General features: G+C 69.3%; 19 protein-coding genes and 1 riboswitch. Of the genes, 8 read left to right on the forward strand and 11 right to left on the reverse strand.

The features are described from left to right. Position 1 precedes the first annotated feature (1 nt). Genes E5679_RS08505 through E5679_RS08515 form a run of 3 tightly spaced genes read right to left on the reverse strand, consistent with a single transcriptional unit; the run spans position 2 to position 3,649 of the window. Positions 2-1,255, reverse strand: a complete 1,254-nt coding sequence (locus E5679_RS08505; protein ID WP_138414782.1) for a YibE/F family protein — start codon at positions 1,253-1,255, stop codon at positions 2-4. Between the two features lie 3 nt (positions 1,256-1,258). Beyond that, positions 1,259-2,248, reverse strand: a complete 990-nt coding sequence (locus E5679_RS08510) for a GNAT family N-acetyltransferase (protein ID WP_138414784.1) — start codon at positions 2,246-2,248, stop codon at positions 1,259-1,261. Between the two features lie 15 nt (positions 2,249-2,263). Then, a complete protein-coding gene (locus E5679_RS08515) occupies positions 2,264-3,649 on the reverse strand; it encodes a glycine--tRNA ligase (protein ID WP_138414786.1) in 1,386 nt (461 codons plus the stop codon). A 102-nt stretch (positions 3,650-3,751) separates the two neighbouring features. On the opposite strand from E5679_RS08515, the gene E5679_RS08520 reads away from it, so the two are divergent. Continuing rightward, positions 3,752-3,967: an RNA-binding S4 domain-containing protein gene (locus tag E5679_RS08520; RefSeq protein WP_138414788.1), complete on the forward strand. Its 216-nt coding sequence runs from the start codon at positions 3,752-3,754 to the stop codon at positions 3,965-3,967. Here E5679_RS08520 and E5679_RS08525 read toward each other — a convergent pair. Next, the gene (locus E5679_RS08525; RefSeq protein WP_249336028.1) at positions 3,964-4,668 is read right to left on the reverse strand and encodes an alpha/beta hydrolase; all 705 of its coding nucleotides are present in this window, start codon (positions 4,666-4,668) and stop codon (positions 3,964-3,966) included. The two genes, E5679_RS08520 and E5679_RS08525, sit on opposite strands and share 4 nt — an antisense overlap. A 112-nt stretch (positions 4,669-4,780) precedes the next feature. Here E5679_RS08525 and E5679_RS08530 point away from each other — a divergent pair, with 112 nt between their 5' ends. Next, positions 4,781-5,662: an SGNH/GDSL hydrolase family protein gene (locus tag E5679_RS08530; RefSeq protein ID WP_138414792.1), complete on the forward strand. Its 882-nt coding sequence runs from the start codon at positions 4,781-4,783 to the stop codon at positions 5,660-5,662. Between the two features lie 9 nt (positions 5,663-5,671). Continuing rightward, on the forward strand, positions 5,672-6,142 hold the full coding sequence (locus tag E5679_RS08535) for a hypothetical protein (protein ID WP_138414794.1): 471 nt from the start codon (positions 5,672-5,674) through the stop codon (positions 6,140-6,142). 30 nt (positions 6,143-6,172) lie between these two features. Here the strand turns inward: E5679_RS08535 and metX are convergent, their stop codons facing one another. The 4 genes from metX to E5679_RS08555 form a co-directional block, all read right to left on the reverse strand. After that, positions 6,173-7,330 carry a homoserine O-acetyltransferase MetX gene (gene metX / locus E5679_RS08540; RefSeq protein ID WP_138414796.1) on the reverse strand — a complete coding sequence of 386 codons (1,158 nt, stop codon included), beginning with the start codon at positions 7,328-7,330 and terminating at the stop codon, positions 6,173-6,175. Continuing rightward, positions 7,327-8,718 carry a bifunctional o-acetylhomoserine/o-acetylserine sulfhydrylase gene (locus E5679_RS08545; protein ID WP_138414798.1) on the reverse strand — a complete coding sequence of 464 codons (1,392 nt, stop codon included), beginning with the start codon at positions 8,716-8,718 and terminating at the stop codon, positions 7,327-7,329. Before E5679_RS08545 ends, metX begins: the two co-directional genes overlap by 4 nt. Positions 8,719-8,731: 13 nt before the next feature. Next, positions 8,732-8,844: riboswitch (SAM riboswitch) on the reverse strand. A gap of 65 nt (positions 8,845-8,909) precedes the next feature. Then, positions 8,910-10,130: a type II toxin-antitoxin system HipA family toxin gene (locus tag E5679_RS08550; RefSeq protein ID WP_138414800.1), complete on the reverse strand. Its 1,221-nt coding sequence runs from the start codon at positions 10,128-10,130 to the stop codon at positions 8,910-8,912. Beyond that, complete coding sequence (locus tag E5679_RS08555; RefSeq protein WP_249336029.1) at positions 10,127-10,390, reverse strand: type II toxin-antitoxin system Y4mF family antitoxin; 264 nt, start codon at positions 10,388-10,390, stop codon at positions 10,127-10,129. Before E5679_RS08555 ends, E5679_RS08550 begins: the two co-directional genes overlap by 4 nt. A 166-nt stretch (positions 10,391-10,556) precedes the next feature. Here E5679_RS08555 and E5679_RS08560 point away from each other — a divergent pair, with 166 nt between their 5' ends. The 5 genes from E5679_RS08560 to E5679_RS08580 are packed head-to-tail and all read left to right on the forward strand — an operon-like array spanning position 10,557 to position 14,358. After that, on the forward strand, positions 10,557-11,294 hold the full coding sequence (locus E5679_RS08560; RefSeq protein WP_138414803.1) for a phosphatase PAP2 family protein: 738 nt from the start codon (positions 10,557-10,559) through the stop codon (positions 11,292-11,294). A 16-nt stretch (positions 11,295-11,310) separates the two neighbouring features. Next, on the forward strand, positions 11,311-11,958 hold the full coding sequence (locus E5679_RS08565; RefSeq protein WP_138414805.1) for a DedA family protein: 648 nt from the start codon (positions 11,311-11,313) through the stop codon (positions 11,956-11,958). A 17-nt stretch (positions 11,959-11,975) separates the two neighbouring features. Continuing rightward, positions 11,976-12,644: a response regulator transcription factor gene (locus E5679_RS08570; protein WP_338055897.1), complete on the forward strand. Its 669-nt coding sequence runs from the start codon at positions 11,976-11,978 to the stop codon at positions 12,642-12,644. Then, positions 12,641-13,672, forward strand: coding sequence for a sensor histidine kinase (locus E5679_RS08575; RefSeq protein ID WP_138414810.1), 1,032 nt, complete (start codon positions 12,641-12,643; stop codon positions 13,670-13,672). The genes E5679_RS08570 and E5679_RS08575 overlap by 4 nt, the downstream gene beginning before the upstream one ends. A gap of 47 nt (positions 13,673-13,719) precedes the next feature. After that, positions 13,720-14,358 (forward strand): VOC family protein, encoded by a 639-nt coding sequence (locus tag E5679_RS08580; RefSeq protein ID WP_138414812.1) that lies wholly within the window; start codon positions 13,720-13,722, stop codon positions 14,356-14,358. A 76-nt stretch (positions 14,359-14,434) separates the two neighbouring features. Here E5679_RS08580 and E5679_RS08585 read toward each other — a convergent pair whose 3' ends face one another. From E5679_RS08585 to E5679_RS08595, 3 genes are read right to left on the reverse strand one after another with little or no spacing between them, the layout of a single operon-like run. Continuing rightward, positions 14,435-15,220: a CPBP family intramembrane glutamic endopeptidase gene (locus E5679_RS08585; protein ID WP_138414814.1), complete on the reverse strand. Its 786-nt coding sequence runs from the start codon at positions 15,218-15,220 to the stop codon at positions 14,435-14,437. Between the two features lie 25 nt (positions 15,221-15,245). Further along, on the reverse strand, positions 15,246-16,481 hold the full coding sequence (hutI, locus tag E5679_RS08590) for an imidazolonepropionase (protein ID WP_138414816.1): 1,236 nt from the start codon (positions 16,479-16,481) through the stop codon (positions 15,246-15,248). A gap of 11 nt (positions 16,482-16,492) precedes the next feature. After that, a complete protein-coding gene (locus E5679_RS08595; RefSeq protein WP_249336030.1) occupies positions 16,493-17,617 on the reverse strand; it encodes an NAD(P)/FAD-dependent oxidoreductase in 1,125 nt (374 codons plus the stop codon). Position 17,618 lies beyond the last annotated feature (1 nt).

Consider the following 17,618-nt stretch of genomic DNA (forward strand, 5'->3'; position numbering starts at 1 on the left):
GCTACCGCGACATGTAGTCCATGTGGCTCGCAGACGCAGCGGCCGTCGCGCGCCGCCCCGCCCCCGTGGCCTTGACGACGGCGACCGCGACCGCCGTCGTCATCGGGATGGCGAGCACGAGCCCGATGGAGCCGACGAGGGTCCGCACCACTTCCTCGGCGAGCTCGGAGCTCGTGAGCGCCTCGAGCAGCGGGCGGTCGTAGAGCATGACGAGGAGGAGCACCGGAAGGGCGGCCCCGGCGTAGGCGAAGGCGATCGTGTACACGGTGGAGGCGATGTGGTCCCGCCCGATGCGGAGGGCGGACGCGAACAGGGTCCGGGCGGGAGTGGCGGGAGCGAGTTCGTACAGCTCCCAGACCGCTGACGCCTGCGTGATGGTCACGTCGTTGAGGGCGCCGAGGCTGGCGATCACGAGGCCGCAGAGGATGACGCCGGAGATCGAGAGCCTGCCGCCCAGATTCACCAGAGACGCCGCGTCGTGGGACCCCACCCCCGTGAGATTTCCGGCGTCCATGGCCCACGAGGCGAGGAGCGCGGTCACGGCAAGGCCGAAGACCGTTCCGAGGAGCGCCGTAGAGGTCCGCGCCGAGACGCCGTGCGCGAAATACAGGACCCCCATCATGATCACGGTGGAACCGACGAGCGCGAGCAGGAGCGGCGGCTTCCCCTCGGCGAGGCCGGGCAGGATGAAGGCCGCGAGCACCGCGTAGGCGCCCACAAGGCCGAGCAGCGCCCGGAAACCGCGCCAGCGTGCGACGGCCACGACCACCACGGCGTAGAGACCGGCGAGCAAAAGGATCGGCACGGTGCGCACGAAGTCTACGAAGACGTACGACGGCGCCGAACTCCCCGGGGGCTGCACCGCGGTGAGGTTGAGATACCTGATCCTGTCCCCCGCCTTGACTCCGTGCGACAGGATCACGTCCGGGTTCATCGCGACGAGCACCTGGCTTCCGCCGGCGTCCGGCTGGGCCACGGCCAGAGTGCACTGGGATGCGGGTTGCCCCTGGGTGCAGCCCGATTCCACCACCGACTGCACCGTCCCCGTCTCCATCGTCACGCCCTGCGCGACAGAGTAGGGGTTGGCCAGCTTGAGGTCGCCGCGGTCCCCGCTCGGCCACAGGAGGATCATCGCGACGAGCGTCACGAGCCCGAGCGGGACGAGGACGGCGGCGAGGATCCACGTGGCCCGTCGGCGCGCCGCGGCGGCGACGGGCGTGGGCGGAGCCTGCCCGTGCGCATGCCCGGCACCCACCCGTCAGTCTCCGAGGATGAGCGTGTCGGGCCCGAGCTGCTGCGCCGCCCCGGTTTCGAGAAGAGGATCGACGGCGGCCCGGAGCGCCTCCATCGAATCGTCCACTTCCAGCACGACGGGATGCTGATAGGCGATGAGGGCCAGAAGCCCGCGCACGGCGTCTCGCGCGTCGTCGCCGTCGAGATCAGGATCGTGGCCCAGCAGAACCTCGGTGGGCTCGCCGTCGCCATCGGCCGCGGCAGCACCCGCAGCCGGCGAAGCGTAGCTCACGGCGAATGCCCGCAGCCGGCCCTTCTTGGCAGTGGCCACCCCGCTGCCGAAGGCGCTCGCCGCGGGCGCGCGCAGGACGACCGCACCGTGCGCCCCCGAAGCGTCGGAGAGGAACAGCTGCTGGGCCTTCCCCACGCTGAGCGACTCGGGCGGGTCCCAGGCATGCACAGAGGTGTAATAGCGGCCGACGGCGTCGCTCAGCTCGACCGAGCCTGTCGCCAGATCCTGGACGAGCTGAGAGCTCTGCTGCTCGGAGCCGTCGCCGAACACGGGGAGCTTGAGCGCGCCGGGGCGCACCACGAGGTGGCGCGAGCGCTGGAGCAGCCCGAAGCCCGAGGCACGGGCGAACCCCTCCCCCGAACTCCCCGCCACAGCCTTCGTCCGAAGCGCGCGTGCGCCGCCGGGAGCCGTCAGGGCCGCCTCGCGGAGCCGGCGCAGGAGCTCAGTGCCCACTCCCTGATGCCGGTGGTCTCGGGCGACCTCGACGTAGGCCCAGAGCCGCCGCGGGTGCAGCGCGCTGGCGTAGACGACTCCTGCGGCAACCGGGATCCCCTCGTCCACGGCGACCACACAGCGCCGCCACGTCCCGCCGTCGTCCGCCCCGCCATCAGGGGCGAGCTCGCCGCGGAACTGTTCCGCGGCGGGCCCTTCGGCGTCTCCCCAGACCTGCAGGAGCGTCTGGTCATCCCCGGTGCGCCAGGGGCGGTACGCAAGCTCGGCCATCCGGTGCGTCTCCGATCAGTTCTTGGAGAGGCGCTCGAAGAGGTAGCCCTGAACCTTGTCGAGCGAGACGCGCTCCTGCGTCATCGTGTCGCGCTCGCGGATGGTCACGGCGTGATCCTCGAGGGTGTCGAAGTCGACGGTGATGCAGAACGGGGTGCCGATCTCGTCCTGGCGCCGGTACCGGCGGCCGATGGCACCAGCATCGTCGAACTCGATGTTCCAGTGCTTGCGAAGCTCGGTGCCGAGATCGCGCGCCTTGGGCGACAGCGCCTCGTTGCGGCTGAGGGGCAGCACCGCGGCCTTGACGGGCGCAATCCGAGGGTCCAGGCGCAGGACGGTTCGCTTGTCGACTCCGCCCTTCGTGTTCGGCGCCTCGTCCTCGGAGTAGGCGTCCACGAGAAAGGCCATCATCGACCGCGTGAGGCCGAAGGACGGCTCGATCACGTACGGCACATAGCGCTCGTTGGTCGTCTGGTCGAAGTAGCTGAGCTCGTGGCCGGACGCCTTCGAGTGGCTGCTGAGGTCGAAGTCCGTGCGGTTGGCGACGCCCATGAGCTCGCCCCACTCGTTGCCCTGGAATCCGAAACGGTACTCGAGATCGATCGTGCCGGCCGAGTAATGAGCCCGCTCGTCCTCCGGGACGTCGAACTTGCGCATGTTGTCCGGATTGATCCCGAGGTCCACGAACCAGTTCCAGCACTCATCCACCCAGTGCTTGAACCACTCATCGGCCTCGGCCGGGGCCGTGAAGAACTCGATCTCCATCTGCTCGAACTCGCGGGTGCGGAAGATGAAGTTGCCCGGCGTGATCTCGTTGCGGAAGGCCTTGCCGATCTGGCCGATGCCGAACGGGGGCTTCTTGCGGGACGTGGTGACCACGTTGTTGAAGTTGACGAAGATGCCCTGCGCCGTCTCGGGACGCATGTAGTGGAGCCCTTCGGCATTGTCGACCGGCCCGAGGAACGTCTTCATGAGACCCGAGAACATCTGCGGCTCGGTCCACTTGCCCGTGACGCCGCAGTCGGGACACGTGATGGACTCCATGCCGTTCTCCGGCTCGCGGCCCTTCTTCGCCTCGTAGGCCTCGATGAGGTGATCCTGGCGATGGCGCTTGTGGCAGTTGAGGCACTCCACGAGCGGGTCGGTGAACGTCGCGACGTGACCGGACGCCTCCCACACCTGCTTGGGCAGGATCACCGAGGAGTCGAGGCCCACCATGTCCTCACGAGAGCGGACGAACGTCTGCCACCACTGCTCCTTGATGTTCTCCTTCAGCTCGACGCCGAGGGGCCCGTAATCCCACGCCGAACGGGAGCCTCCGTAGATCTCACCCGCCTGGAAGACGAATCCGCGGCGCTTTGCCAGGGAGACGATCGCGTCCAGTTGGGATTTGGGTGCCAAGACATGTCCTCCATAGTGATCAGGGCCGCTGGGTGCGGTCCGGTGATGTCCAGAGTCAAGCGTACCGGCGCATCAGAGGTCGCGGCGCATAGAGTGAGCGGCATGCACGACGTCGAAATCCGCGAAGGCACCATCAGGCTCGGACAGCTCCTCAAACTCGCCTCGCTCGTGGAGGACGGGGTCGAGGCCACGGAGCTCATCCGCAACGGCCTCGTCAAGGTCAACGGCGACATCGAGGAGCGGCGCGGGCGGCAGCTGAAGACGGGCGACGTGGTCGAGGTCAACGGCGAGCGGGTGCGCCTGATCGCGCGCGGCTAGCCCTGGGCCGGCGCGAGCACCTTGAGGTTGAGGAACTCGGCGACATGCGCCATCTCGGGCGCGCTGATGCTGTGGCGGATCCCCTCGTAGGCGATCTTGGTCAGGTCCACGTGGCCCCGCACCCAGTCCAGCGTGTAGGCGACCTTGTCAGGTGTGATGACCGGATCCGCCTGGTCGCGGCCCCAGAACATGGGCACGGTGCCGTCGAGTTCGGCGTCGCGGAAGTAGCGCGCTCCGGTGCCGGTCGAATCTCCTGCCGCGGGATCGATCGCGAAGCCGGAGAGGCCGACGACGGCCGCAAAGTCCCCCGGGCGCCGGCGCAGGAGCGTGGTCGCCATCGCCATTCCCATGGAGAAGCCCAGCAGCGTCACGGATGAATGCTGCCCCCTGATCCCATCGAGCCACTCCAGCACGTACTCGCTGGCTGCCTCCACCTGGGCAAAGTCGAAATCATCCGAGGTCATGAGCGGGAACCACTGGTAGGCGCCAGGCGCGAGGGTCTGGGGAGCGCGCAGCGAGACGACCGTGAACTCCTCGGGGAGCATCGGCACGAGCCCCATGAGGTCCGCTTCGTTGGCGCCATAGCCGTGCAGGAGCACCATGAGAGGCGTGCCCGGGCGCTCGCCCTCCGGACGGCTCCACAGAGCATGGGGCTCAGGGTAGTTCTCGGGATAGCGTTGGGTGGTCTGCGCCTCAGTCATGCACTCCATTGTGGCACATACTTGAACTGTCAACTATCGCCTGAGGCCTCGCCGGGCACAGGAACGCCACGATTGGCGTTAACCTCCGATATACAGACTCAGGAGCAGTGAGATGACCCAAACGAGCCAACGGGACACGGAACTCGCCGAAGGGGCGCGTCACCCCTGGCATCGCTACGTCGCCCTCGGGGACTCCTTCACGGAGGGGATCGGAGACCCAGACCCCGATTCCCCCGGTGGACACCGCGGCTGGGCAGACCGGCTGGCCGAGGAGCTCTCCCGCACGCAGGACGACTTCGCCTACGCGAATCTGGCCATCCGCGGCAGGCTCCTGCAGCAGATCATCGACGACCAGCTCGAACCTGCCCTCGCCCTCGCGCCGGACCTCGTCTCCATCTCCGCCGGCGGGAACGACCTGCTGAGGCCTGGAAGCGACCCGGATGCCCTCGCCGTCAAGCTGGATGCCGCCGTCGGGCAGCTTGCCGACTCGGGTGCCACGGTGCTCCTCTTCAACGGCCCCGACATCGGGTCGACCCCCGTCCTCGCGGCCATCCGTGGCAAGGTCGCAATCTACAACGAGAACCTCCGCACCGTCGCCGCCCGGCACGACGCGATCATCGCCGACATGTGGAGCCTCCGCCAGCTCTCCGATCCCCGGATGTGGGCGAGCGACCGGCTGCACTTCTCCCCCTTGGGCCACCACACGATTGCCATCATGGCGCTCGAGGCCCTCAACGTGGCCCACGAGCTCTCGCCGATGGAGCCCGCCGCCGCGCCGGGCCGTTCGTGGCGCACCGCACGCGCCGAAGACCTCGTGTGGGCGCGCGAGTACTTTGTGCCCTGGGTCATTCGCCGAATCCGCCACAAGTCGAGCGGGGACGGCCTGTCCGCAAAGCGCCCGACGGCGGAGCCCGTGTTCGGGGCGGGTGTGCCCTTGGGCTCGGGCGACGCCGTGGCGGCGTCCGATGCGGAGCTTCGGCAAGGGCTTGAGTAGGAGGCGGTCATGAGCTGGTTCTTCTTCGTGGTCATCTTCGCGTGGGTGGTGCCGATCATCCTGCGCAGGATGGGCCAGGATCCGCGGCGGCGCACCCCACCGCGCGATCGCGGCTACAACCGCCACGGCGGCTACCCGGGCAACCCCTATCCCCGCGGATTCCCTCCCCCGCCGCCTCCCAGGGAGCAGACGGGTCAGAACCAGGGCCAGCAGATTCCTCCGCCGGCGGGCGGCGGATGGTGGCAGCAGCCCATTCCGCCCGGAACGTTCCCCGGCCAGCAGGAGCCGGTCCCGCAGAGGCGTTCGGGTCAAGCGGCGGCACCCCAGGCGGCGCCGTCGCCCGTTCCTCCTCCGGTTCCCACCAGCGAACCGCAGGGCTACCGCGCGCGCAAGCTCGCCGAACTCGATCAGCAGTTCACCGACCAGAAGATCTCGCTCGAGGAGTACATGAAGGCCCGAAACGAGGTCATGCGCGGCTGACGCCGCCGCACGAGCGGTGACGAGCCTGGGTCAGAGCGTGAAGACCTTCCGCCTCAGCTCCGGGCCGAGCTGGCCGATCTCGGTGAGGAAGCCGTCATGCCCGATCTTCGCGTCGATCGTGTGCACTGGCACCTCTCCCGGGAGCGCCCGCGCGAGCTCTTCGCTCTGATCGGGGAAGTAGAGCCGGTCCGAGTTCACCGCGGCGAGGAAGAACTCCGCCTTGGCAGAGGCAAGCGCGCGCTGCAGCCCGCCGCGCCCCCTGCCCACATCGTGGCTCATGAGCGCCTCGGTGAGGATCACGTAGCTGTTCGCGTCGAAGCGCTGCACGAGCTTGTCCGCCTGATGGTCCAGATAGCTCTCCACCTGATAGCGACCGCGGGACGCCGCTCCGGCCGGGGCCTCGAGCGGGTTCTCGGCGCCTTGGCCGCGCCGGCCGAAGCGGAAGCTGAACTCTGGCTCGGACCGGTAGCTGATGTGGGCGATGCGGCGGGCGAGGCCCAAGCCTGACGCTGGGACGGGCCCGCCGTAGTAGTCGCCGTCGCGGAAGTGCGGGTCCTGACGGATGGCCAGCAGCTGCGCCTGGGCGAGCGCGATCTGCTCAGCCGTGCTGTACGCCCCGATGGCGACCACGACGCAGTGCCGCACCCGATCCGGGTACGTGACGCCCCATTCGAGGGCGCGGGCGCCGCCCATGGATCCGCCCAGGACGGCGTGCCACCGACGAATGCCCAGCCGGTCCGCCAGACGCGCTTCCGCCCGCACCGAATCACGGATCGTCACGAAGGGGAAGCGGGAGCCCCAAGCCCGGCCATCCGGATCGGGCGAGCTGGGCCCGGTGCTGCCGTAGCAGCCGCCGAGCATGTTCGCTGCGACCACGAAGAACCGGTTCGTGTCCACGGGCTTCCCGGGCCCCACGAGGGCGTCCCACCAGCCGGGCTCCAGTCCATGCCCTTGGGCCACGTGCGTGTCACCCGTGAGAGCGTGCTGGATGAGCACGGCGTTCGAGGCGTCGGCATTGAGCGTGCCCCACGTCTCGTAGGCGAGTTCCACCTCCGGAAGGGCCCCGCCGGCCTCCAGTTGGAGGGCGCCGATCTGGACGGTTCGGACGACGCCGTCGCGGTGGACCGGAGCCTCAGTGCCCGGGACGGCGGGAACCGCAGTTGCTGCGAGCGGATCAGCCACTGTCATGCGACGGGCTCGGCGACGGCAGACACCGGGGCAGCTTCGGCGGCCGCCCCGCCGGAGGCCTCAACCGCCGCGAACCCGGCCTCGAGGTCCGCGAGGATATCGTCGATGTTCTCGATCCCGACGGCGAGGCGGACGAGGCCGGGCGTGACCCCCGCGGCCCGCTGCTGTTCCTCGGACAGCTGGGCGTGCGTAGTGGACGCCGGGTGGATCACCAGCGAGCGGACGTCGCCGATGTTGGCCACGTGAGAGTGCAGCGCGAGAGCGTCGACGAACGCCTTGCCGGCGTCGGCCGGCGACAGACCGCCTGCGCCCGCGAGCTCGAACGAGACGATGGCGCCCGCTCCCCGCGGCGCGTACTTCTGGCCCAGCGCGTACCACTGGCTCGACGGGAGGCCGGCGTACGCCACCGTCTCGACGTCGTCGCGCGCCTCGAGCCACTGGGCCACCTTGAGGGCGTTCTCCACGTGCCGCTCGACCCGGAGGCTCAGCGTCTCGAGGCCCTGGGCGATGAGGAAGGCGTTGAACGGGGAGACGGCGGACCCAAGGTCCCGCAGGAGCTGGACCCGCGCCTTGAGGATGTACGCGAGGTTGGCGCCGAGGATGCCATCGACGCCGAGATCGCGGGCGAACACGAGGCCGTTGTAGGTCTCATCTGGCGTGTTGAAGCCCGGGAACCGCGAGGGATCCTGCGCGTAGTCGAACGTGCCGCCATCCACGATGACTCCGGCGATCGCTGCGCCGTGCCCGCCGAGGTACTTGGTCGCGGAGTGCACCACCACATCCGCTCCGTGCTCGAGCGGACGCAGGAGGTAGGGAGTCGCAACGGTGTTGTCCACGATCAACGGCACCCCGGACTCGTGGGCAACCGCCGCGACCGCCTCGAGATCCAGGATGTTCTGGCGCGGGTTGGAGATCGACTCGGCGAAGAAGGCCTTCGTCGTGGGTCGGACCGCCGCCTTCCACTCCTCGATACTGTCAGGATCCACCACGAAGGTGGTCTCGATGCCGAACTTCTTGAGCGTGTGCTTGAGCAGGTTGTACGTGCCGCCGTAGAGGCTCGCGCTGGCCACAATGTGGTCGCCGGCCTCCGCCACGGTCAGGATCGAATAGGTCGTGGCAGCCTGGCCCGAGGAGAGCAGGAGGGCCGCGGCGCCGCCTTCGAGGCTCGCGATGCGCTGCTCGACGGCGTCCTGGGTGGGGTTGCCGATGCGCGTGTAGATGGGCGCGAGCTCCGTGAGGGCAAAGCGGTTGGCCGCGCTCTCAGCGCTCGGGAACACGAACGACGTGGTCTGGTAGATCGGCAGAGCCCGCGCTCCGGTCTCCGAATCGGGGGTCTGGCCGACGTGGATCTGACGGGTCTCGAACGACCACTGGGGGTTGCTGGACATAGCAATCTCCTTTGCGCTGCACTTGACCGGCGACTCTCGCCGGACCAGGTCCTCACCCGGGGCACCCCGCCGCAGCGGGAGGGTTGCCGGCCAGCAAACCGGGGTTTGACGCTGGCGCTCATGACCTGATGCGAGTGTAAGAGGCCGAACTTTGACGCCGACAAGTCTGTGACCGTCTGTGAAGAAGCGGCTCAGCCCTCGAAGAGCCGGCGGCGGTGCTTGAGCTCCTTGACCCAGGCACGGGTTACCGCGGCGGCGAAAGGCGAGGCGCCGCCGTCGTCCGTTTCAAGGGCCGCCACGAGCGGGCCCGCTGCTTTGAGCGCGAGGTCGACGACGGCCGTCGCGGCGCGCGACGGGAGGCCCAGCTCGGTGGCCCAGGCCAGGAAGTGCCGGCGCGAGATGCCGGTCCGCTTGCCGCCCAGAGGGAGGGCCATGGACCTGTCGCCATAGGGAACGGTGGAGGGGATGTCGTAGACGGGCGCTACGCTCCACTCCCCCGGGGCCGTGAGGCCCTGGACCACGGAGACGTTCTTCGCGTGCAGGTCGCCATTGCCCACCAGCCAGGCGAAGGCGCCCTGGAGCGCGAGGTTCCGCAGAGCAGGCAGCCTCGCGGCGCATTGCTCGGCCAGCGCGTGGCACAGCTCCTCGTAGCTGACGTTGTACTTGTCCGCGGGGTAGAGCCCCAGAAGCTGGGAGCCGTCCTCGACCGCGAGCCGACCCGTGCCGCCGTTCGGCTGGGCTGGGCGGTCGAAGCGCTCCACGAGGAGGCCCGCGCGCCCCGCGACGTCCCGAACGAGCTCAACCCTGCTGAGCGGCAGCCTCAGTCGGGCCGCATAGCGGTAGACGAGGAATTCGTTCTCGACCACGTGTGGGAACTCGGGCGCGTTGAGCTTGAGGATGTACCGGCGCTCGTCTTGGACCGCCGGGAGCGAGATCATGCCGGCGCTGACCTTGTCCTGGACGCCGGGAAGCGCCTTCGGGTCCACGAGCGTCGGATCGTCCACGAGGGCCGCGAAGTCGGGGGGACGCCGGGCATCGAACTCGACGGCGTGCTCGGCGTCCCTCGCGGTGGCCTCGAGCGGCTCAGCGTGCGGGACGATCTGAACATCGCCCACAGGATCCGCCCCTGCCGCCATGAGGAGGCCCAACTCGTCGTCGGCGCTCGTCTTGACGGCGCGGCGCAGCGACGCGAGGCGTCGACCCTCGGGCAGGAGCCCCGTGAAGAAGGGCGGAACGGCTCCCGCTGGCGTGTCGACCGGGCGGGGGCTGAGCGGCAGGGTCACCGCAACCGCCTCGCGCTGGGCTGAGAGATAGGCGGGGAGATAGGAGAAGCGGGTCCCGCCGTCGATACGCTCGAGCCGCGCCGCGAGGACGCCGCCCTTGTACACGTCGGCGACCCGGTGCCGGGTCATCGTGCACCCTTCTGGCTCGTCTTCTGGCTCGTTGTCTGGCTCGGGACTGCATTCAGGGCGAGCCCGAGGGCGTCGAGGAGCGCGGCGAGCGAATCGACCCTGACGCTCGGCTTGCCCTGCTCGACGAAGCGCACGAAGCGCTCGGAGACCCCGGCGAGATCGGCGACGTCCTGCTGCGTGAGCTCGAGGGCACGACGGCGGTCGCGGACTGCCGCTGCGATCCTTGCCATCGTGTCGCCCACTGCCACGGTGTCGCCCACTCGTCGTCGCCTCCTGCCGGAACGATCGTGCCGGTGGCGTCGGCTCAGCGGCCGCTGGGGTGAACCACGTCACAGGCTCTCGCGGAAATCGGAACGATCTTACCGTTCCCGGAGCCTCTCAGCGGTTCTTAGAACCGTCTTAGATACGGCAGGGCAGGATAGATGCATGACCTCTTCGGACTTCGCCGCGCGCAGCGCACCTCCGGCGCGGCCTCCGCGCAGCCGTTTGGCCACCCTGCCCACCCTCCGCCACTGGATCATCACGCCGGTGGCGATGAGCGTCGTCGTCCTGGTCCTCGGATTCGTGGCCTCGACCTCGGCCCTCACGGGCAGCGAGCTGGCAGTCAACCAGACGATGAGCACCCAGCACGTCGGGTGGCTCAACACGCTCTCCCTCGCGGTCGAGAAGATCCTCGGACCCTCAGGCGCGATCGTCATCCTGCTCGCGCTCATAGCGGTCCTGTGGTTCGTGCGCAGGACGCCCATCGACGCACTCGCCGTGGCCTCGATCAGCGCCTTCGGGTGGGTCTACAGCCTCATCTTCAAGTACGCCGTGCACCGGCATCGGCCGGACCCGACGCTCTTGGCGAACCCGCTCTCCCCCGATATGGACCCGAACAGCTTCCCGAGCGGACACGTCTGCTTCGCGGTCTCCCTGACGATCGCGCTCTATTTCCTGTTCCGTGAGAAGCGCTGGGGTATCTGGGTCCTCGTCGTCGGCATGGTCGTCTCGGGCCTCGTGGCCGTGTCCCGGGTCTACGTGGGCGTTCACTACCCGATCGATGTCATCGCCTCCTTCCCCGCCTCCATCGCGGGGATCATCCTCTGGTGCGGCCTCTGGAACCGCTTCGTGCCGCCGATCCTCGCCCGCGTGCCATTGGTAACGCGCCTCGAGTACCGCTGACTCGGAAGGACCACCCATGCTGGACCCCACCTCACTCCTTGTCGATGCGGGCCCCTGGGTCCTCGGCGTTGTGGGACTCATCGTCTTCATCGAATCGGGGCTCCTGTTCCCGTTCCTTCCCGGCGACTCGCTGCTGTTCACGGTGGGCCTCCTGCACGTCCAGCTCGGCCTGTCCCTGCCCGTCCTCATGCTCGTGGTGATGCTGGCCGCCGTCGCCGGCGATCAGGCCGGCTACATGATCGGCAGGGCGGTCGGCCGGAAATGGTTCCGGGAGGACGCGCGGATCCTCAAGCTGAGCCATCTGGAGAGCGCGGAAGGATTCTTCACCCGCTACGGCGGCCGCGCCCTGGTCCTCGCCCGCTTCGTGCCGATCGTGCGCACCTACACCCCTCTGGTCGCGGGCGCAGCGCGGTACCCGTACAGGAAGTTCCTCGCCTGGAACGTCCTCGGTGCCGTCTCCTGGGCAGTCTCGGTCACTCTCCTCGGCGTCTGGCTCGGACACGTCGAGTTCATCGCGAAGAACATCGATGTGCTGTCGGTAGTGATCGTGCTCGCGTCGGTGGTTCCGATCGGCATCGAGATGCTGCGGCACCGCGGCAAGGCCAAGAAGGCGCAGGCCGGTTCCGACAGCGCCGAGCCGGAACTGGAGCCGGCCGCGGACTGACGTAGAGACTGGGCATCGTGACACCCCGGCCCCGCGTGCTTCTCGTCGAAGACGATCGCCAGCTCGGCCCCCTCGTCGCCGAGCTTCTCGGCGCGGACTTCGACGTGACCCTCGCGGCCGACGGCCGCGAGGGGCTGCGGCTCGCGACCGAACGCGCCTGGGAGGCGATGGTCGTTGACCGCGGTCTCCCGCACGTGGACGGGGTGGAGCTCGTCAAGGCCCTCCGGGCCAAGGGCATCGCCACCCCCGTGCTCATGCTCACCGCCCTGGGCACCGTTCCGGACAAGGTCGAGGGCCTCGACTCCGGGGCGGACGACTACTTGGTCAAGCCCTTCGACGCCGACGAGCTTGCGGCGCGCCTCCGGGCGATGACGCGGACCTACGAGACCCCACGGGCGGACCTCCTGCGGATCGGCTCGTGGGAACTCGACGCGGCCGCGCGAATGCTCTCTTCTCCCTACGGCCATCGGGTGGAGCTCTCGGCCACCGAGACCGCTCTCCTGACCGTGCTCGCTCGGGAACCGCAACGCGTCCACTCGCGGACAGAACTGCTCGCCGTGGCGTTCGATGCCGGCGACACGCCGGGCGCAGTCGACACGTACGTCCACTACCTGCGGAAGAAGACGGACCGCTCGGTGATCAGGACCGTCCACGGAATCGGCTATCAGCTGGGGAGCCTCGAATGAAACTCGCGCTGGGGAGGCGCCTGGTGAGGCCCCCGAAGAACTCGGATGAGGCCGCCGTCCGCCGTGCCGCACTCCGTGTGGGGCTGCAGATCGCGGGAGCTGTCGCCGTCGTCGTCATCCTTCTGCTCGGGGCGGCCGCCGTGTTCCTCTGGGTGAAGACGCAGCCGGCCGAAGTGCTCGCCCACCTCAGCCGCGGCGAGCCGCAGGTGGTACTCGACGCCGTCGATGTCCTGGGCGTCCTCGTGGTCGGCGGCATCGCCGGAATCGTCCTGGGAGGCGTGGTCGGACTGCTCAGCGCACGCAGGGCAGTGCGTCCGCTCGGCGAGGCCCTCGCCCTCCAGCGGCGGTTCGTCCAAGATGCCAGTCACGAGCTCCGCACGCCGCTCGCCGTGCTCGACACCCGCATCCAGCTCGCCCAGAAGCGTCTAGCCTCCGACGGCGAGGCTGCGGCAATCCTTGCCGAGCTCCGCGACGATTCCGCCGCGCTGGCCACGGTGATCGAGGATCTGCTGCGCGGAATCGCCGGATCGGGACCCGACGCCGCCGCGTCGCCGACGGATCTCGCCCGGCTCGCCCAGGACGTCGTTGACGATCTGGCCGTCCTCGCGCTGGAGCGGGGTATCGCCCTCACGGCAGACATCCCGGCCGATCCCGTCCTGGTTGGAGTCGCCCCCGCCGCCCTCAGGCGCGTGGTCGTCGCCTTGACCGACAACGCCATCAAGTACACGCCCGAAGGCGGCCGCATCTCGGTCGGGGTCGCCGCGCGCTCGGCTGGCGGCCGCGGGACCGCCGTCCTCACCGTGACCGACACCGGGCGCGGCATCGCCGGCCCGACTCCGGAGCGGGTGTTCGAGCGCTACTCGCGGGGCAGTACTGCTCCTCGGCTGGATGCTCGGAGAAGCTACGGGATAGGGCTCGCCTTGGTCCGGGAGATCGCCGTCCGCAACGGCGGAACGGTCCGAATCGTGGAGACAGGGTCGAGCGGAACGACGATGGAAGTGACGCTCCCGCTTGCTCCCGCCAAGTAAGGCAAGCCTAAGCTGAGAGGCCAGTCACAAAGTGCCAAGATGACTGCATGCGTATGGACCATGTTTCTTATGCCTGCGAGCCCGACGGCCTGGCGGCCACAACGGAGAGGATCGCCAGCGCGCTCGGGGTCGAGGCGGTCAAGGGCGGGGTCCACCCTCGGTTCGGCACCCGCAATATGATCATCCCGCTCACCGGGCACCACTACCTCGAGGTCGTCGAAGTCCTCGACCACCCGGCGTCGGACAAGGCCCCCTTCGGCCAGGCCGTTCGCGCCCGGTCGGCGTCCGGTGGCGGATGGATGGGCTGGTGTGTCGAGGTGGACGACCTCGCTCCGTTCGAAGAGCGGCTCGGCCGCAAGGCCGTTCCCGGCAACCGGAAGTTCCCCGACGGGCGCGAGCTCGTGTGGAAGCAGATCGGCATCCTCGGCCTCATCGCCGATCCGCAGGTGCCGTACATGCTCAAGTGGGAAGGCGATCCGGGCCTCCACCCGTCGAACGCCTACCCCGGGACCGTCTCGGTCACGAAGCTCACCATCGCCGGCTCGGCAGAGCGCGTGACCGAGTGGCTCGGCGAGCCGGTCGAGAAGCCGCTCGAGGACGTCGAGGTCGAGTGGGTCTCGCCGAAGGGCACGCCCGGCATCATGTCAGTCACGTTCGACACGGGAAGCGGTCTCGTCACGATCTGACAACCCCAGACCACGCTTCACCCGGACAGGACCCCGCAGCGCTGCGGGGTCCTGTTCTCAACCCGGGCGGATTTTCTCATCCCAGGCCGATCGCCTTCCCCACGAGGCTGAAGCCGACGAACGCAACGATGTCCAGGAGCGCGTGCGCGACCACGAGCGGCATGACCCTGCCCCAGCGACGGTAGACCCAGCAGAAGATGAGCCCCATGATCGCGTTCCCCACGAACGGGCCGATTCCCTGATAGAGGTGATAGCTGCCCCTCAGGATCGCGCTCGTGGCGACGGCCGCCGTCGTGCTCCACCCCAAGCGCCGCAGCCAGCCGAGGAGGAAGCCGACGACGATCGTCTCCTCCAGCAGCGCGTGCCGCACGGCCGAGAGGATGAGCACCGGCACAGTCCACCAATACTGGTCGAGGCCGCTGGGAATGATCGAGGTCGTGATGCCGAGGGTGCGGCCGAGCCAGTACAGGCCGAGCGAAGGTATGCCGATCCCGAGGAACAGCCCGACGCCCAGTAGCGCATCTCGGCCCGGCCTCCGCAGATCAAGTCCGAGGCGCCGGAACGGACGCGTCCATGATCCCCTGCCCACCGCCTCCCACACGAAGTACAGAGCGAGGGCCACTGGCACGAGCGAGAACACGATGTCCAGCAGCTGATAGACGAGATCGAAGTACTCCCGCTGGCTGAGCGAGCGGTTGAGCGTCGACGTCCCCTTCGAGAGCGGGGCCTGAGTCGCCTTGTCGAGCAGCTGCACCACCGAGTACACCGCCGACTGGCCAAGGGACAGGCCCAGGACGATGAGGAGCTGCGCTCGCCAGCGCGTGCGGGAGCCGGAACGGACGACGGCGGGTGCATCGGGCATGCATCAATCCTGCCCTAACGCGGCACTACCTCAGTCTCTTGCCCGCCCTCCACACGGCGTGAGTCAGCGGCATGCCTGGCCGGTAGGCGAGGTGGGTTGCCGAGGGCGCATCGAGGAGCTGGAGGTCGGCGCGGTGCCCGACGGCGATCGAGCCCACCGCCCGCTGCCCGTCCGCGTCCCGCCCGAGGTGCCGCCGCAGGGCGAGGGCTCCGCCGAACGTTGCGGCGCGCACGGCGTCTTGGACACTCAGCCCCATCTGAAGGACGGCCGTGGTGACGCAGAACGCGATCGAGCTCGTGTAGCTCGTGCCCGGGTTGCAGTTCGAGGCAATGGCGAGCTGGACTCCGGCGTCCAGGAGGCGGCGCGCGGGCGCGAGCGGAGCCCGGGTTGAGAGGTCACATGCAGGGAGGACCGTCGCCACCGTTCCCGCTCCTTCCTGGGACGAGGCGCCGCCCCACCCGGCCCAGGTTTCGGCGAGCACGTCGACGTCGGCGTCGTCAAGAAAGTTCACATGGTCCACGCTCGCCGCTCCCACCTCGGCCGCGAGGCGCACCCCAGCACCGGGGCCGAGCTGATTGCCATGAACGCGCAGCCCGAGGCCCGCGTCCCGGCAGGCGAGCAACACGCGCCGCGATTGCTCCTCCGTGAACGCTCCACGCTCGCAGAACACGTCCGCCCACCGCGCGAACGGCCGCACGGCCTCGAGCATCTCCCCGCACACGAGATCCGTGTATTCCTCGGCGTCAACTCCTGCTGGGACAAGGTGCGCGCCGAGATAGGTCACCTCGTCCACTGCTTCGGCCGCGAGCTCGGCGCTGCGGCGTTCGTTGGCGACGTCGAGCCCGTAGCCCGTCTTTGTCTCGAGATACGTCGTTCCGCCCGCAGCTGCCTCAGCCACCCGGGAGGCGAGCAGGCGCCTCAGCTCGTGGTCCGAGGCGGCGCGAGTCGCCGTCGTCGTCACGCCGATGCCACCTGCGGCGTAGGCCTCCCCCGCCATCCTGGCCTCGAACTCCGCGGTGCGATCGCCCGCGAACACCAAGTGGCTGTGGGAATCGACCCAACCTGGGAGGGCTGCACGGCCCTCCGCGTCGTAGCGCTCGTCCGCGGCAGGGGCGGACGACGACGGACCCACCCAGGCAATCCGCTCGCCGTCGAGCACCACGGCGGCATCGCGGAGGACGCTCGCGGCAACAGCTTCGCTGCTCCCGTCCCGCCAATCCTGGGTGGAGAGCTCGCCGATGTTGTCGATGAGGAGGGTCATGAACCCATCCTCTAGCGGCGCACTGACAGCCGATGCGGATCGAGCGCGCGCTCCGTCTCGGATACCGGATGCACCCCGCTCCTCAGCGCGTCGTGGCCCGACAGCAGCTGCCCGGCGGCGTCCTCAGCGAGCGCGAACGACGTCTGGAAGCCGTAGCCGCCCTGCCCCGCGAGCCAGAAGAAGCCGGGGGCCTCCGGGTCGAAGCCGAGGACCGGCAGTCCGTCTGCCGGTGAGGTGCGCAGGCCTGTCCAGGCACGGACGATTCCCGTGACGGGGAGGTCGGCGACCGCTCGGATGAGCTCGAGGGTGCGCTCGATGTGGCCGGGACGGGGGATCGCGTCCTCGGCCCGGCTCGGTTCGCTTTCGGACGGCGAGACAAGAGCGCCGGCCGCATCCGGCCGGAAGTACCAGGTGTCGTCCGCGGCGGCCACCATGGGCGTCTCGGCAGCGAGGGGTTCTGCCAGTGAGACCAGCGCCGCGGTGCGCCGGAATGGCTGGAGGCCCAACCGCTCGACGCCGAACAGGATCGCGACGTCGTCCGCCCACGCGCCGGCCGCGTTGACCACGTTTGTCGCATGGAAACCCTCCGCCCCCGCGCCCACGAGCCAACCCTCGCCGACCCGCTGGGCCGTGTGGATCGGGCTGCCGACGTGAATCGCGACCCCGCCCGAGCGGGCGCGCGCCTCGAGATGGGCGAGAAGGGCCGGAGCGTCGGTGCGCCAGGAGTCGTTGTCAAGCGCCGCCGCCTCGAAAGCGCCCTCCCGCAGGACCGGGGCAACCTTCCGAGCCTCCTCGGGCGAGAGCGCGTCCATCCCGGCGTGCGCCTCCGCCGCGACCTGGGCTCTGGTGCCCACGAGCATGAAGCGGCTGGGCCACGCCAGCCGCCGCCCGTCATCGTCCGCCGCGTCGGCGAGCCGGGTGAGCGTCCGGCGGGTGAGCTCCCGCACCGGGGCGGGTCCATAGCTCGGGATGAGCTGCTGGGCCGAGCGCGCGGACGTGTGGTAGGCGAGGCTGGGCTCCGCCTCGACCAGGGCTACCCGGCAGCTGCCCGCAAGCTCGGCGGCCAGGGAGAGGCCGGCAATGCCACCGCCGACAATGAGGACATCAACATCGTTGGTGCTGTCCATGATGACCATG

The organism is Sinomonas gamaensis (genome assembly GCF_005876955.1).
Taxonomy (GTDB): domain Bacteria; phylum Actinomycetota; class Actinomycetes; order Actinomycetales; family Micrococcaceae; genus Sinomonas; species Sinomonas gamaensis.

Excerpts from the sequence above, each read along its gene's own strand:
- E5679_RS08510 (WP_138414784.1), bottom strand. The coding sequence starts at position 2,248 with ATGGCCGAGCTTGCGTACCGCCCCTGGCGCACCGGGGATGACCAGACG.
- E5679_RS08520 (WP_138414788.1), top strand. The coding sequence starts at position 3,752 with ATGCACGACGTCGAAATCCGCGAAGGCACCATCAGGCTCGGACAGCTC.
- E5679_RS08525 (WP_249336028.1), bottom strand. The coding sequence starts at position 4,668 with ATGACTGAGGCGCAGACCACCCAACGCTATCCCGAGAACTACCCTGAG.
- E5679_RS08530 (WP_138414792.1), top strand. The coding sequence starts at position 4,781 with ATGACCCAAACGAGCCAACGGGACACGGAACTCGCCGAAGGGGCGCGT.
- E5679_RS08535 (WP_138414794.1), top strand. The coding sequence starts at position 5,672 with ATGAGCTGGTTCTTCTTCGTGGTCATCTTCGCGTGGGTGGTGCCGATC.
- metX (WP_138414796.1), bottom strand. The coding sequence starts at position 7,330 with ATGACAGTGGCTGATCCGCTCGCAGCAACTGCGGTTCCCGCCGTCCCG.
- E5679_RS08545 (WP_138414798.1), bottom strand. The coding sequence starts at position 8,718 with ATGTCCAGCAACCCCCAGTGGTCGTTCGAGACCCGTCAGATCCACGTC.
- E5679_RS08550 (WP_138414800.1), bottom strand. The coding sequence starts at position 10,130 with ATGACCCGGCACCGGGTCGCCGACGTGTACAAGGGCGGCGTCCTCGCG.
- E5679_RS08560 (WP_138414803.1), top strand. The coding sequence starts at position 10,557 with ATGACCTCTTCGGACTTCGCCGCGCGCAGCGCACCTCCGGCGCGGCCT.
- E5679_RS08565 (WP_138414805.1), top strand. The coding sequence starts at position 11,311 with ATGCTGGACCCCACCTCACTCCTTGTCGATGCGGGCCCCTGGGTCCTC.
- E5679_RS08575 (WP_138414810.1), top strand. The coding sequence starts at position 12,641 with ATGAAACTCGCGCTGGGGAGGCGCCTGGTGAGGCCCCCGAAGAACTCG.
- E5679_RS08580 (WP_138414812.1), top strand. The coding sequence starts at position 13,720 with ATGCGTATGGACCATGTTTCTTATGCCTGCGAGCCCGACGGCCTGGCG.
- E5679_RS08585 (WP_138414814.1), bottom strand. The coding sequence starts at position 15,220 with ATGCCCGATGCACCCGCCGTCGTCCGTTCCGGCTCCCGCACGCGCTGG.
- hutI (WP_138414816.1), bottom strand. The coding sequence starts at position 16,481 with ATGACCCTCCTCATCGACAACATCGGCGAGCTCTCCACCCAGGATTGG.
- E5679_RS08595 (WP_249336030.1), bottom strand. The coding sequence starts at position 17,617 with ATGGTCATCATGGACAGCACCAACGATGTTGATGTCCTCATTGTCGGC.